Annotated in this window: 11 protein-coding genes; 7 read left to right on the plus strand and 4 right to left on the minus strand. The window is 71.6% G+C overall.

Going from position 1 to position 14,492, the window contains the following annotated elements; genetic code table 11:
* Window positions 1-78 precede the first annotated feature (78 nt).
* The 4 genes from ABT352_RS21955 to ABT352_RS21970 all read right to left on the minus strand — a co-directional run bounded on the left by ABT352_RS21955 (window position 79) and on the right by ABT352_RS21970 (window position 6,275).
* Window positions 79-2,181 (minus strand): serine/threonine-protein kinase, encoded by a 2,103-nt coding sequence (locus ABT352_RS21955; protein ID WP_350946734.1) that lies wholly within the window; start codon window positions 2,179-2,181, stop codon window positions 79-81.
* 215 nt (window positions 2,182-2,396) lie between these two features.
* Window positions 2,397-3,806, minus strand: a complete 1,410-nt coding sequence (locus ABT352_RS21960) for a YlbE family protein (protein WP_350946735.1) — start codon at window positions 3,804-3,806, stop codon at window positions 2,397-2,399.
* 122 nt (window positions 3,807-3,928) lie between these two features.
* The gene (locus ABT352_RS21965) at window positions 3,929-5,377 is read right to left on the minus strand and encodes an AllF/FdrA family protein (RefSeq protein WP_350946736.1); all 1,449 of its coding nucleotides are present in this window, start codon (window positions 5,375-5,377) and stop codon (window positions 3,929-3,931) included.
* Complete coding sequence (locus ABT352_RS21970) at window positions 5,364-6,275, minus strand: oxamate carbamoyltransferase subunit AllH family protein (RefSeq protein WP_350946737.1); 912 nt, start codon at window positions 6,273-6,275, stop codon at window positions 5,364-5,366. The genes ABT352_RS21965 and ABT352_RS21970 overlap by 14 nt, the downstream gene beginning before the upstream one ends.
* 189 nt (window positions 6,276-6,464) lie before the next feature.
* Between ABT352_RS21970 and ABT352_RS21975 the strand changes: the two genes are divergently transcribed.
* From ABT352_RS21975 to ABT352_RS22005, 7 genes are all read left to right on the plus strand, one after another.
* Window positions 6,465-8,036 (plus strand): PucR family transcriptional regulator, encoded by a 1,572-nt coding sequence (locus ABT352_RS21975; protein ID WP_350946738.1) that lies wholly within the window; start codon window positions 6,465-6,467, stop codon window positions 8,034-8,036.
* 95 nt (window positions 8,037-8,131) lie between these two features.
* A complete protein-coding gene (locus tag ABT352_RS21980; protein WP_350946739.1) occupies window positions 8,132-8,347 on the plus strand; it encodes an RNA-binding S4 domain-containing protein in 216 nt (71 codons plus the stop codon).
* Window positions 8,348-8,628: 281 nt separating this feature from the next.
* Window positions 8,629-10,017: a uracil-xanthine permease family protein gene (locus ABT352_RS21985; RefSeq protein ID WP_350946740.1), complete on the plus strand. Its 1,389-nt coding sequence runs from the start codon at window positions 8,629-8,631 to the stop codon at window positions 10,015-10,017.
* On the plus strand, window positions 10,014-10,883 hold the full coding sequence (locus ABT352_RS21990; protein WP_350946741.1) for an FAD binding domain-containing protein: 870 nt from the start codon (window positions 10,014-10,016) through the stop codon (window positions 10,881-10,883). The genes ABT352_RS21985 and ABT352_RS21990 overlap by 4 nt, the downstream gene beginning before the upstream one ends.
* The gene (locus ABT352_RS21995) at window positions 10,876-11,352 is read left to right on the plus strand and encodes a (2Fe-2S)-binding protein (RefSeq protein ID WP_350946742.1); all 477 of its coding nucleotides are present in this window, start codon (window positions 10,876-10,878) and stop codon (window positions 11,350-11,352) included. Before ABT352_RS21990 ends, ABT352_RS21995 begins: the two co-directional genes overlap by 8 nt.
* Window positions 11,349-13,739 (plus strand): aerobic carbon-monoxide dehydrogenase large subunit, encoded by a 2,391-nt coding sequence (gene cutA / locus ABT352_RS22000; protein WP_350946743.1) that lies wholly within the window; start codon window positions 11,349-11,351, stop codon window positions 13,737-13,739. The genes ABT352_RS21995 and cutA overlap by 4 nt, the downstream gene beginning before the upstream one ends.
* A gap of 232 nt (window positions 13,740-13,971) precedes the next feature.
* The gene (locus tag ABT352_RS22005; protein WP_350946744.1) at window positions 13,972-14,373 is read left to right on the plus strand and encodes a hypothetical protein; all 402 of its coding nucleotides are present in this window, start codon (window positions 13,972-13,974) and stop codon (window positions 14,371-14,373) included.
* The last annotated feature ends 119 nt before the right edge of the window (window positions 14,374-14,492 follow it).

Raw genomic sequence — 14,492 nt, forward strand, 5'->3', positions numbered from 1 at the left:
GGACGGCGGGAGGGATCGGTGGTGAGGTGAAGGATGGTGGACGGCGGGAAGGCCGGGGGTGACGGCCGGTCGCCGGGATCAGCTGACCGAGCTGAAGGTGGCGAAGAACGTCTCCAGGATGTCCGCGTTCTTCTCCCAGTCCAGGTCCTGGACCTTGAACGTGATCTGGTAGGCGGTCCGGCCGTTGAGGGCGACGTAGCGCGTCAGCCCGTGCATCGGGACACCGTTCGGCTGGACGTAGGTGTACTCCCAGTCCGCGGCCTTCCACGTACGGTAGTTCACCGCCATCACGCTGACCTCGGTGTATTCGTCCAGGCCCTTCTTGCTGGCCTTGCCCAGTGCCGTCATCGGTTCCTCGACCGGCACCTCGGTGACGACGATGGTCTGCCCGCCGCTCTTCGGCCCGGTGAAGGTGACCACTCCGCCGGAGCTCGCCTTCACCGTCCAGTCGCCGGGCACCGCGCCGGAGACGCCGGCGGCGCTCGCCAGTTTGAAGCCCTCGGGGATCTCCTCGCTCGGCCCGGTGGACGTCACCGGCGCGTCCGTGCCGGAGATCGCCGTGGACGGGATCGTGGAGACCGGGGTGTCGGAGGCGTCGCTGGGCAGGAAGACGAGCAGTCCGGCGACCACGATGGCCAGCACGCCGCCCCCGCCGAGCATGAGCAGCCGGAAGTCGGGGCCGCCCTCGCTGTTTCCCCGGGCGCGGCGCGAGGTCCCGCGCATCCCGCTCCGGCCGGGCGAGGTGACGGACCGCGAGTCCCGTACGGCGGTGCGGGAGGACGGTTCCCGCGCCGAGGGGGTGGGCCAGAGCGTCGCCTCGCGGGCCCTGGACGCCTCGCTCTGCCCGCCGTGACGCGGTGCGGACGACTGCGCGGGCGACAGTGCCGGCGACGGTGCCGACGATGCTGCGACGGGCAGATCACCGGAGAAACTGCTCAGCGGGTCGAACGGGTCTCCGTCGGGTCCGGTGGCCGGGATGCGCAGCGCGTCGTAACCGCGCTGGTGCCCGCCGGTCAGACCGGTGGCCCCGCCCGCCTGCGGGAACCCGCCCGAGCCGGACGCGGGAAAGGACAGCAGGTCCGCGCGGTGCGACCTCGGAGGGCCGGAGAGCGCGTCGCCGCCCGAGGAGTCGTTGGCGTACGGGACCCGGATCGGCCCCGAGGGCGTCTCGATGATCCGGGAGGGGGGCGGCCCCGACGGCGCGTTCAGCGGGGGCACCAGGTGGATCGGCATGGAGTCGCCCGGGATCGGCATCGACGAGGGCATGGGGCTGGGCGCGCGGTTCGGGGTGCTGGAGCCGTGGCTGCGCAGCACCCGATCGAGCAGGTCCGACACCTGCGAGGCGCTCATCCGGTCGGCGGGGTTCTTGCGGAGCAGGCCCTCGATGACGGCGATGAGGGCACCGGCCCGCTGCGGGCGGCTGGGCTCCTGGGTGAGGATCGCGCCGAGCACGGCCACCGCGTCCGGTCCCTCGTAGGGGGGTCGCCCCTCGACCGCCGCGTACAGCGTGGCGCCGAAGGACCACAGGTCGGAGGCCTGTGTGAACGGCTGGCCCGACAGCCGTTCCGGCGGGATGTAGGCGGGCGAGCCCATCATCAGGCCGGTCTGGGTGACCGTCACGTCTCCCTCGATCGCGGCGATACCGAAGTCGGTGAGCACCACCCGGTCGGAGGTGAGCAGCACGTTGCCCGGCTTGACGTCGCGGTGCATGATCCCGGCGGCGTGGGCGTGGCGGAGCGCGTCGAGCACCCGGACGCCGATCTCCGCGGCCTGGACCACGGGCAGTGGCCCGCTCTGCCGCACGGCCTGCTCCAGCGACCAGGCGCGGACCAGTTCCATCACGATCCAGGGGCGGCCGTCCTCCTCGACGACGTCGTGGACGGTGACGATGCCGGGGTGGCTGAGCCGGGCCGCCGAGCGGGCCTCGCGCAGCATCCGCCGGTGGGCTCCCTGCTTGCCCGCGTGGTCGAGGCCGTAGGGGAGGATCAACTCCTTGACCGCGACGTCCCGGTCGAGCAGGACGTCGTGCGCGTGCCACACCATGCCCATCCCGCCACGTCCGACCGGTGACACCAGGCGGTAGCGCCTGCCCACCAGCCGGCCCTGGCCCTCCGGTGTCGCGCCCGCGGAATCGCCGCCCTCAGGCCCCAGGGGGTTTCTCCCGAGCAAGCGATCGGTCATCGTTCCCCGTTCCCCAAAACCAGCCCTGTGCGGTGGACACGATATCGGGAGGGCATTTGGTTATGGAAGTTTGCATGCCGAGAAGGCGTATGACGGTATTTGTCAGGATCGGTGCTCTTCAGATCACTGATCTTGCGTCCACGCTCTGAACGTCGCCGAATGCTACCGGCGGATGGAGAAATTGTCAGCTTTACCCAATCTTAATAGACAAAAGATCAATACGTAGCCGTGTGTTCATGATCGGCGGCCTCGGCGAGTGCGGCGAGGGCCGAGGTGAAGGCCGAGGCGGGCGGGCTGACCAGCCCCGCGCCGACCTGCCCGGTTCCCGCGACCCGTCCGGCGATACCGGTGTTCACGGTGGGCAGCAGGCCGGTCCTGGCCACCAGCGTGACGTCGACGCCGACCGGCGTGCCCCGGAAGTCCAGCCCCGGGATCTGGTACGCGGGATGCTCGGCCAGGGTGATCTCGTACATGGACCGGGTGGCCGCCATCGCGTCCGACACGTTCCCGCCGACGAACCTCACGATCGCCGGGGCCGCGGCCATCGCGAAGCCGCCCAGCCCCGCCGTCTCGGTGATCGTCGAGTCGCCGATGTCGGGGTTGGCGTCCTCGGGGCCGTAGGCGCCCAGGTAGAGGCCGTCCGGCACGCCCGCGGGGCCGGTGAACCAGCGGTCGCCCAGCCCGGAGACCTGGATCCCGAAGTCCGTGCCGTTGCGGGCCATCGCGACGACCATCGTGGAGCCGGGGACGTTCCTCGCCGCGTCCGTGCTGACCTTGCACGCGGCCATGCCCGCGTTGAGGAAGAAGTGGTCGTTGCCGTTGACGAAGCGCAGGACCTCGGAGGCGTGGCCGGGCGCGGCCTCCACCACGTCGGGGGCGAGCTCACGCACCATCAACGAGGTGGCGGCGCGGTTGCGGTTGTGCAGCTCGTCGCCCATCTGCAGGGCCTGGGCGGCGAGCGACCTGAGATCGAGCGGCCCGCTCCGCTCCAGGGTGGCCTGGAGCACCGGGCCGAGCACATCCGCCATCCAGCGCAGCCGCTCCAGCACCTCGGGCCCGTACGCGCCGTAGCGCAGCACCTTGCCCAGCCCCTCGTTGAGCGAGCAGTAGGCGGTGCCGCCGTGCTCGGCGTCGCGCACCTCGAACATCCACATCGACGGGGTGACCACACCCGCCATCGGCCCGACGGTGCGGTGGTGGTGGCAGGAGTCGAACCGGGCACGTCCGGAGGCGAGCCGCTCCTCGGCCTCCTCGGGGTCGGCGGCGAGCCCTTCCAGCAGCATCGCCCCGATGAGCGCGCCCCGCATCGGTCCCGACGCCCGCTCCCACTCGATCGGCGGGCCGGCGTGCAGGAAGGTGCCCTTCGGCAGGTCGAGCACCTCGTGCGCCGGCCGTACCCCGACGAGTTGCGGCCGCGCCGTGACCAGGCGGCCCACGGCCGTCTCGTTGGCGCGGACCCTGCGCGGGTCGGCCAGCACCCTGGCCAGGTCGGCCTCGGTGCCGGGCATCGGCGGGCGCCAGTCCACCCGGACCCGCGAGACGGCCTGCGCGTCCAGCGCCTCGCCGAGCACGTCGGCCCCCACCGTGATCACTTCCGGCTCGCCGGAAAGCATGGACAGCGTCATCACTTCTCCCTGATGAACCTGAGACCCGAGCCCGGAACGGGTCTGAAGACCCGAGCCGGAAACGAGCCCGGAAACCTCCGCTTCCGAGGAGGAGGCACGAACGGCGTGAACAGTGCGAACGATCAACGAGTGTTCGCGGTGATCCCGGCGGCCACCCGCGCGGCGTACCCGGCCGCCTCGGCGTTGGACGTGAACACCGCGGCCCCCGCCGCGTTCAGTGCCCCGGCCTGCGCGGCCAGCCCCTGCGGGTCGCCTTCCGAGCCGACCAGCGCCACCACCGCGGTGACGCCTCCGGCGACGGCCTCGGCGATCGCGGGCGCGAGCCTGGCGGAGGGATCGGGATCGGAGCCGTGGCCGAGAACCACGTCGAGCAGGACGACGTCGCCGGGCGGCACCTCGGCCAGGGCCTCCAGGCGGAGCGTCGGGTCGATCATCGGATGGGCCCTGCCGACCGTGTAGGCGTCGTCGCCGAAGTCGGTGAACTCGCCGGTCCCGGCGATGAGCCTCGCCTCCACGCACAGCGTCCCGCCCGAGTAGATTCCCCGCACGTTCCTTTCCGCGCCGGGGCCACCTGCCCCGGAGGGAGACGCGGGAGACGCATCGGCTGTCCCGGGGGCGGGCCAGGAGGGCCAGGTGGGGATCGGGGCGCCGAGGGCACGCAGGGCGGCCTCGGTCACCGAGGTGAGGTCGGCCCGTCCGGGACCGAGCAGCGCGGTCACGACCGGTGTGCCGAGCCTCGCGACGGCCTCCTCGACGGCCCGCGCGACCTGGGGGGCCGGAGGCTTGGAGATCAGGACGATCAACTCGGTGGCGGGGTCGGCGTCGAGGGCCTCCAGAGCGCGCAGGGTGGACAGCCCGCCCACGTCCGCGGACAGGTCGCGACCGCCCACGCCGAGCACGTGGGACACCCCCACTCCCGCGAGGTCGAGCAGGCAGGTCACCTGCTGCGCGCCCGTTCCCGAGGCCGCCACCAGCCCGACAGGACCGGGCCTCAGGACGTTCGCGAAGCCGAGGCCCGCCCCGCCGATCACAGCGGTGCCGCAGTCCGGCCCCATGACCAGCACGCCGCGCTCGGCGGCGCGCCTCTTGAGCAGAACCTCCTGCTCGACCGGCACGTTGTCACTGAAGATCATTACCGACAGTCCGGCCTCGACCGCGTCCAGCGCCTCGGCGAACGCGTGCGGGCCGGGCACCGAGACGAGGGCGAGGTCGGCCGCGTGCTCGCGGGCCGCGGCGCGGACGGTGCGCGGAGGGAGTTCGGCGGCGCCGTCTCCGACCCCGCCCGCGGACAGGGACGGGGCCGACAGCGCGGCCAGCAACCCGTCCAGTTCCGCGGACGCGGCCTCCAGGGCGTCACTCTCGCCGCGCAGCGCGATCAGCAGGTCGGCGGGCCCGGCCTGGGGGAGGTCGAAACCCAGCTCGGAGGCGATCTGCAGGTTGAGTTCGGTGGCCATCGCCACCACCGCGACCTTCACGCCGGGCAGCGCGCTCGCCGTGCGGCTGACCCGCATCAGGCTCACGGAGTCGTGGTAGACCCCCGTACGCGTCCGGACCACGTCAGTACTCGCCATTGCCCCCGCCTTCCAAATCGATCACCGCCGCGAGCCCGATCCGCAGCCCCCACGCCAGATCGGCCCCGGAGGTGTGGCCCAGTTGCAGGAGGCGGTGCAGCGCCGGCTCCAGGGAGTGCCGGCCCGCCAGCCCCCGCAGCACGGCCAGTACCTCGCCGCTCGCCTCGCCCCGGGCGGCGCAGTGCAGCAGCGCCGCCGAGATGGGGGTGGTCCTGCCACGCACGTCGAAGGTGACCGCGGCAGCGAGCCAGTCGGCCAGCCACACGGCACGTCTCGCGCCCACCGCCCCGCCCAGGTGACGCAGCGCGACCAGCAACCCCGCGAGCACGTCGTCGCCGCTGGGCGTGAGCCCGGGACCCAGGCCGACCAGCTGCTCGGCGGCCGTCACGCTTTTCAGCAACGAACCCTCGGCGCACCCCTGGGCCAGCAGGCCGGCAGCGCCGTTGCCCTCCAGCCCGGGACGCCTCGGCGACCGCTCGCACAACTCCGCCATCGCGGGCAGCGAGCGGGCCAGCCGCGCCGTCTCCACGGCACCGAGCGCCGGGGCCGGGTTCCACCAGCGGTGGGCCCGCAGGCTGAGCCGTCCGACGTCGATCGAGCCGTCTCCGACGGACGCCTCGTCGCCCACCGCGACGCGAGGCATCGGGTCGGTGACCACCATCGCGTTGGGCAGGCGGGTGGCCTCCCCGGTCACCACCGCGATGACCTGCGGTTCCATCTCCGTGCGTACCTCAAGGTAGACGCCTGCCGGGAAGGCCGCCAGCACCCGCGCCGGGCGGCGGGGCGCCTCCAGCACCTGGCGCAGGGCGGTACTGGCCGCGCCGGTCCCGTGCGTCCACGCGTGTACGCGCTGCGTCTTCGGCGCCCTCGGCGTCCTCTGGCGTGTTCCAACGGTCATGAGCGCTCCTCGGCAGGCCCCGTAGGTGTGAAGGTGCTCTCTCCAGCGGTTCGCTCGCTCACGGACTCCCCCATCCATTGAGCAGACGGTAGAACGGGCGTGAACGCAGGCCGTACGGAGAAAGCTGCCAACACTCCGCTCAAAGGTTGGCTCTTCCTGACAGACGGGTCCATCAGTCACAATCACCTCATGGAACCCCCCGTACGCCCGGCGAGCACCGGAACGATCATTCACGGCGTCGCCGTCGGCGAGGTCCTCGGCGTCTCGACACTCGCGGGAGCCCGGCTGATCGCGGGGGAGCGGGGGCTGGACCGTGTCGTGCAGCGCCTCAACGTGATGGAGGTGCCCGACGTCCTGGCCTGGGTCAAGCCGCACGAGCTGCTGCTCACCACCGGCTACCCGCTGCGCAACACGCCCCAGTCGCTCGGCAGGCTCGTGGCGGACCTCGACGAGCGCGGCCTGGCCGCGCTCGCCATCAAACTCGGCCGCTATCTCGACGAGTTGCCCGAGGAGATGGTGGAGCAGGCCGACCGGCTGGGATTCCCGCTCATCCAGCTTCCCGACGACGTCGGCTTCGACGACATCCTCAACCAGGTCCTCACCGACATCCTCAACCGCCAGGCCGCCGTACTGGCCAGGGCGGAGGAGGCGCACCGGGCACTGGTCCAGGTCGTGCTCGCCGGGGGAGGACTGCGCGAGGTGACGGCCGAGGTCGCCGGGCTGCTGGGCGCGGGGGTGGCCGTGCTGGACGGGACAGGGCACGTGCTGGCCGCGGCAGGGCCGGTCGAGCACGTGGCCGCGCTGCGCGAGGCCTCGAAGGGGCCCGACGGGCGCCACGCCTCGGTGCCGGTGGTGGCGGGCGGCCACCACCACGGCAGGATCGTCGCCTGCGGCCCGGTCGGGGCGATCGGTGACAGCGACGTCGGCATTCTGGAACGTGCCGCCACGGTCGCCGCGCTGGTGGTGACCCGGCAGGAGGCGGTCAACGCCGTCGAGAGCAAGTATCGCGCCGACTTCCTGCGCGACGTGCTCACCGGGAGGGCGGGAGGCTCCGAACGGGTCGCCTCCCGGGCCAGGGCCTTCGGCTGGGACCTGCAGCGCCCGGTCACCGTGCTGGTGGCCGAGCTCGACCCCGAGGGCGACGAGCGCGCCGCCCAGGACCGCCTCGTCACGTGCTGGACCGGTGCGATGCGCCGCCACGACGCACGCGGCGCGGTGGCCGGGTTCTCCCACGAGGTCGTCACCATCGTGGACGCCTCCGTCGACGCGGGCCGCCTCGCCAAGGACGCCGCCGCGGCCTTCGCCGAGTCCCTGCCCGCCACCTTCTCCACCGGCGCGAGCCGCACCGCCATCGGGGCCGAGGCGCTGCCCGAGGCGTACGGCCAGGCGCTGAAGGCCGCGCGGGTGGGCCGCCAGCTCCACGGCAACGGCGCGGTCGCGAACTTCGACCAGCTCGGCGTCTACCGGCTGCTGTCGCTGGTCAACGACACCGCCGAGCTGCACGCCTTCGTCCGCGAGACCCTCGGCCCGCTCGCCTCCGACGACGACGCGGAGAACGCCGACCTGCGCCGTACGCTGCAGGTGCTGCTGGAGACCAACCTCAACGTGGCCGAGACGGCGCGCAGGCTGCACTTCCACTACAACACGCTGCGCTACCGGATCGGCAAGCTGGAGCGCATGCTCGGCGGCTTCACCGAGGACGCCCACCTGCGCCTGAACCTCACCCTCGCCCTGCACGTCCTGCGGATGCGCGGCATCTGACGGCGGCGTCCGGCGGCGGCGTCCGGCGGGGGGCATCCGGCGGCGGCGCCCGGCACGGCGAGGAGGGCGCGCAGGCGGGATCTAAGCTGTTCGGCGTGAACGAGACCTTCGAGCTGGAAACCGAATACATCCCGCTGTGCGACCTGCTCAAATACTGCGGCGTCACCGAGACGGGCGGTCAGGCCAAACACTTCATCGCCGACGGCAACGTGCTGGTGGACGGCGAGGTCGAGCTCCGCAAGACTTGCAAGATCCGTGACGGCCAGGTGGTGAGCGGCGACGGCTTCGAGATCCACGTGGTCGGGAAGTGACCGCTCCGCGGTCCGCGTGGCCGGGAGGGTGACGGCTCCGGGATCCGGGCGGCCGGGAGATCGACGTGCCCCGTGGCGGGCGCCGCGGGCGGCCCTCACCGGGGCGGCGGGTGCGCGGTGTGCGAGCTGTCCACTGCTACGCCCCGCAGATTTGGCAGATCATGACGATGTAAGGGCATGCTTTCGGTCCTAACGTGCCCGCAACAGCTGTAAGGGGATTCGCCGGAGGGAAGCCCGCGGGGTGGTTCACCGACCGACGGCCCGGTGAAAGGTGGGGCTCGATGGTTGCAGGTTGGACGAAGTACGGCGACGGCAGAACGCTCGCCCCAGGAGAGGTGGTCAAACCCGACGAGCGGCTGTCATGGCCGCGGATGGTCGGATTCGGGGCGCAGCACGTCGTCGCGATGTTCGGTGCGACCTTCGTCTTCCCCCTGCTGATGGGACTCGACCCCAACGTCGCCATCATGTTCTCGGGCGTCGGAACGATCATGTTCCTGCTCATCGTGAAGGGAAAGGTCCCCAGCTACCTCGGGACCAGCGCGTCGTTCGTGGGCGGCGTGCTCGCGATCCGGGCGCTCATGGGCGGTGACACGCCCGCCACCGACGCGATCGTCACCGGTGCCATCCTCGTCGCCGGACTCGTCCTCGCGCTCGTGGGCGTGGCCATCCACTTCCTCGGCGTACAGATCATCAACCGCGTCTTCCCACCGGTCGTCACCGGCGCCGTCGTCATGCTGATCGGCTTCGGGCTGGCGCCCGTCGTCGCCGACATCTACTGGCCGCAGGACCAGTGGATCGCCCTGATCACGATGACCGTCACCTTCGTCCTCATCGTGCTCTTCAAGGGCTTCATCGGCAGGATCGCCATCCTGCTCGGTCTGATCGTCGGCTTCGTGCTCTCCTGGCTGGCCGACAAGGTCTTCGGGAACATCACCGCCTTCAACGCGGGCACCGGAGCGGTCGACACGCACCCCAGGGTGGACTTCAAAGACGTGGCGGCGGCCGACTGGATCGGCCTGCCGAGCACGCACTTTCCCGACTTCAAATTCTCCGCCGTGCTGCTCGTGCTGCCGGCGGTGATCGCGCTGGTCGCCGAGAACGTCGGCCACGTCAAGGCCGTCGGCGAGATGACCAAGACCGACGTCGACCCGTACATGGGCCGGGCGGTCGCCGCCGACGGCGCCGCCACCGTCGTGGCCAGCGCCTTCGGAGGGTCCCCGACCACCACCTACGCCGAGAACATCGGCGTCATGGCCGCCACCCGCGTCTACTCGACGGCCGCCTACTACATCGCCGCCGTCATCGCGATCCTGTTCGGCCTCTGCCCGAAGTTCGGCGCGCTGGTCGCGGCCACGCCGGGTGGTGTGCTCGGTGGCATCACCGTCATCCTGTACGGCATGATCGGCCTGCTCGGCGCGAAGATCTGGGTCGAGAACCGGGTCGACTTCGCCGACCCCGTCAACCTCGTCCCGATCGGGGCGGGGATCATCCTCGCCATCGGCCCGGTCAAGCATATGATCAGCTCGGACTTCACGCTGGAGGGCATCGCCCTCGGCACCATCGTGGTGGTGGCCGGCTACCACCTGCTCCGGGTCATCGCCGGGCGGGGCGGCAGCGGCGGCGGTGCCGGTCCGCAGGTGTCGGAGCCGCGACGAGAGGCCACCGGGTGAAGCCACCCCCGTTCGAATACCACGCTCCCCGCTCCCTCGGCGAGGCGCTCGACGCCCTCGCCGGGGCCGGGGAGCACGGCAAGGTGCTCGCCGGGGGGCAGAGCCTGATCCCGATGCTGAACATGCGGCTCGCCGCCCCCGCCCACCTGGTCGACATCAACCGGCTGGCGGAGCTGGCGTTCGTCGACGTCACACCGGAGGGCGTCCGCGTCGGAGCCCTCGCCAGGCACGCCCAGGTGGAACGCGACGGATCGGCCGCCGCCGCCCAGCCGCTGCTGGGCAAGGCGCTCCGGCTGGTCGCCCACCCGGTGATCCGCAACCGGGGAACCGTGGTCGGCAGCCTGGCCCACGCCGACCCCGCCGCCGAACTGCCCGCCGTCCTCGCCCTGCTGCGGGGCTCGGTGCGCCTGGCGCGGCCCGGCGCCGTCAGGGACGTGGCCGCCGACGACTTCTTCACCGGCCCGCTGGAGTCGGCGGTCACCCCCGGTGAGCTGGCCGTCTCCGCGTTCTTCCCCGCGCCGCCCCCGCGCTCGGGCACCGCGTTCCGCGAGGTCGCCCGCAGGCACGGCGACTACGCCCTGGCCGGGATCGCGGCGCTCGTCGTCCTGGACGACGACCTGAGGATCACCTCGGCGACGGTGGCGTGCGTGAGCCTGGGCCCCGTGCCGCTGCTCGTCGACGTCTCCGAGGCCGTCGGCCACCGCCCGGCCGCCTCGGCCGACTGGGCCTCGGCGGCCCGCGTCGTACGGGACCGGGTCGACCCCGAGGCCGACATCCACGCGACCGCCGCCTACCGGCGGCACCTCGCCGGAGTGCTCACCGAGCAGGCACTCCGTGACGCCGCCAGGGAGGCCGCGGATGCATGAGATCACGCTGACCGTCAACGGGGTGCTCCGGCAGGCCGAGGTTCCCGCGCGGCGGCTGCTGTCGGACTGCCTGCGGCACGACCTCGGTCTGACCGGCACGCACGTCGGGTGCGAGCACGGCGTCTGCGGATGCTGCACGGTGCTGCTGGACGGCGAGCCCGTCCGCTCCTGCCTGACGTTCGCGGTCACCGTGGACGGGCGCGACATCACCACCGTCGAAGGACTCGCCGACTCCGACGGCACGCTCTCGCCGGTGCAGCGGGCCTTCGCCGAGTGCCACGGCCTGCAGTGCGGCTTCTGCACCCCCGGCTTCCTGTGCACGGTGACCGCGCTGCTGCGCGACAACCCGGCGCCGACCGACGAGGAGGTGCTGGAGGGCGTCTCCGGCAACCTGTGCCGGTGCACGGGCTACCAGAACATCGTCAAGTCCGTCCACCGCGCGGCCGAGATCATGGCGGAGGACCCGTGACCACGAAACTGTTCGGCGAACCGGTCACCCGGCGCGAGGACCCCCGGCTGCTCACCGGCAGGGGCCTGTACCTGGACGACCTGGGAGCCGGGGCGCTGGAGGCGGCGTTCGTCCGCTCCCCGCACGCCCACGCCAGGATCCGCGACATCGACGTCTCGGCCGCCATCGAGGTCGAGGGACTGGTGGCGATCTACACCTGGGAGGACCTGCCCGGCGCGCTCGCCCAGCCGCTGCCGCTGCTCATCCCGCACCCGGCGCTCACCCACGGCCGCACCGCGTACCCGCTCGCCCGCGAGATCGTCAGGCACGTCGGCGAGCCCGTCGTGATGGTCGTCGCCCGCGACCGCTACCTCGCCGAGGACGCCTGCGCGCTCATCCAGGTCGACTACGAGATCCTCAAGCCGGTGGTCGGCGTGGAGGAGGCCGCGCAGTCAGCCCAGCTCGTCCACGAGGGCGTGCCGGGCAACGTCGGCGCGCACCTGGTCCAGGAGGTGCCCTCGGACGCCGGGCTCGGCGCGCGCGAGGCGATCGACGCCGCGCCGCACACGCTGTCCTTCCGGCTCGACATCGAGCGCAGCGCGTCCATGCCGCTGGAGGGCCGCGGCGTGCACGCCCGCTGGGACGCCGACGACCGCTCCCTGCGCGTCCACTCCAGCACCCAGACCTCCACCAGCGTCCGGATGGCCATCGCCGCCAAGCTCGGCCTGCCGCTGCCGAAGGTCGAGGTGATCGCCCCCGACGTGGGCGGCGGGTTCGGCGTGAAGATCGTCCACCCGTGGCCGGAGGAGATCCTGGTCCCGTGGGCGGCGATCACGCTCGGCCACGAGGTGAAGTGGACCGAGGACCGGCGCGAGCACTTCGTCTCCTCCGCGCACGAGCGGGCCCAGGTGCAGTCGGTCCGGGTCGGCTTCGACGACGAGGGCCGGGTGCTCGGCCTGGACGTCGAGATCCTGCACGACCACGGCGCCTACACGCCGTACGGGATCATCGTGCCGATCATCACCTCCACCCAGCTGCTCGGCCCCTACCGGATCGGCGCCTACCGGGTCGAGTTCTCCTCGATCTACACCAACACCGTGCAGGTCACCCCCTACCGCGGGGCGGGCCGCCCCCAGGGGGTCTTCTGCATGGAACGGACGATGGACCACATCGCCGAGTATCTGGGGGCCGACCGTACGGCGGTGCGCGCGGCCAACTTCATCCAGCCCGACGAGTTCCCCTACGACCAGGGCCTGATCTTCCAGGACGGCCGCCCGCTCATCTACGACAGCGGCGACTACCCCGAGTCGCTGCGGATGCTCAAGGAGCTGATCGGCTGGGACGACTTCCCCGCGTTGAAGGCCCGCGCCGCCGCCGAGGGCCGCACGATCGGGATCGGCGTCGGCTGCTACGTCGAGGGCACCGGCGTCGGCCCGTACGAGGGCGGGCACGTCCAGGTCACCTCGGACGGCCGGGTGCACGTCTCCACCGGCCTCACCTCCCAGGGCCAGGGCCACGAGACGGTGTTCGCGCAGATCGCCGCGTCCGAGCTGGGCGTGCCGATGGAACGGGTCTCGGTCGTCACCGGCGACACCCGCAGGTTCGGCTACGCGGTCGGAACCTTCGCCTCGCGCGCCGCGGTGATGAGCGGCAACGCGATCGCGCTGGCCTGCAGGAAGGTGCGGGAGAAGGCCCTGCGGATCGCCGCCGACGCGCTGGAGGCCGACCCCCGCGACCTGGAGATCGTCGACGGGGAGGTGCGGGTGGCGGGCACCCCCGGCGCCTCGATCCCGCTCGCGACCGTGGCGGTGCTGTCCAACCCGCTGCGCTACGCCTTCGACGAGGAGGCGGCCAGAGCCACCCAGTTCGCCGGCGCCGCCTCCTACGACCGGCCGCCGGTGGCCGACGGGGAGGAGCCGGGGCTGGAGGGCCGCGACTACTACTCGCCGATCCGCTCGACCTTCGCCTCCGGCATGCACGCCGCCATCGTCGAGACCGACCCGCTCACCGCCGAGATCCGCATCCTGCGCTACGCCGTCGTCCACGACTGCGGCAAGCTGATCAACCCGATGATCGTCGAGGGCCAGATCCACGGCGGCGTCGGCCAGGGCGTCGGCGGGGCGCTGTACGAGAAGATGGTCTACGACGGTCACGGCCAGCTGCTGAACGCCTCCTTCATGGACTTCCTGATGCCGTACGCCACCGAGGTGCCCTTCATCGAGACCGCGCACCTGGAGACGCCGTCCCCGCTCAACCCGCTCGGTATCAAGGGCGCGGGCGAGGCGGGGGTCATCCCGGTCTCGGCGGTGCTCGCCTCGGCGATCGAGGACGCCGAGGGGATCCGGATCGACAAGATGCCCATCTCCCCGTCGGAGCTCTTCGACCTGCGCCACGCCGCTACGACCTGACCTCCGGGGGCATCGGGGTTCCCGGGGCCGGCTCTTCTCGGCCCGACGCGAGTCGTCTCCGGGAGATCTGCGGGATCACTCGGCCGCTTGACCGCGCGTTCACGCTACCTCGTCCTATCTTGTCGGCGCCTCAGCCGCACCCTGGAGCCTTACAGGTTGTCGAAAGCACGGCCGAACAGTGATCGTTGCCTAGGTTCCACAGAACAACGGTTCATCTAGGAAGGATCAACGAGTGATCACTCGTCGAATCGGCGCCGTCGCGCTTGCGGCGGTTTGCGCCGCTGTGCCGCTGACCGCTCTTTCCGCATCCGCCGCCCAGGCAGGCACGGCAGCCTTTCTCGGCCCGGTGAAGTGCGCTCCGATCAGCAACAACGAATTGTGTGCGCGTGGTATTACCGGAAGTCCGGGCGGTTACGACGTGGCCTACTACAAGAACGAGGGATCCAAGCTCACTGCGCGATTCCGCCTGATGTGCATAAATGGTTTCCAGAAAGACGACAACGGCCCCTTCTCCATCTCGGCGGGCCAGGTGAAGAGCTTCGTCTTCGCGGTCGGTAACCAGGGCTCATGCCGGGTGCGAATGCAGGACATCACCAACGGAGGGTACTACTACAGCCCTTACGTGGTTCCCTGAAAATCGGTGGACAACGATCTGTCGCCTCATCGATAGATCGTTGAATCGAAAAGCCGTCGGGCGCCGCCTTCGAAAGGAGGCGACGCCCGACGGCTTTTCGCGGGTTCCGGTGACTCCTG

Source organism: Streptosporangium sp. NPDC000563 (assembly GCF_040299985.1).
Taxonomy (GTDB): Bacteria; Actinomycetota; Actinomycetes; order Streptosporangiales; family Streptosporangiaceae; genus Streptosporangium.

Coding starts and splice junctions, on each gene's coding strand:
- ABT352_RS21955 (WP_350946734.1), bottom strand. CDS start 2,181: ATGACCGATCGCTTGCTCGGGAGAAACCCCCTGGGGCCTGAGGGCGGC.
- ABT352_RS21960 (WP_350946735.1), bottom strand. CDS start 3,806: ATGACGCTGTCCATGCTTTCCGGCGAGCCGGAAGTGATCACGGTGGGG.
- ABT352_RS21965 (WP_350946736.1), bottom strand. CDS start 5,377: ATGGCGAGTACTGACGTGGTCCGGACGCGTACGGGGGTCTACCACGAC.
- ABT352_RS21970 (WP_350946737.1), bottom strand. CDS start 6,275: ATGACCGTTGGAACACGCCAGAGGACGCCGAGGGCGCCGAAGACGCAG.
- ABT352_RS21975 (WP_350946738.1), top strand. CDS start 6,465: ATGGAACCCCCCGTACGCCCGGCGAGCACCGGAACGATCATTCACGGC.
- ABT352_RS21985 (WP_350946740.1), top strand. CDS start 8,629: ATGGTTGCAGGTTGGACGAAGTACGGCGACGGCAGAACGCTCGCCCCA.
- ABT352_RS21995 (WP_350946742.1), top strand. CDS start 10,876: ATGCATGAGATCACGCTGACCGTCAACGGGGTGCTCCGGCAGGCCGAG.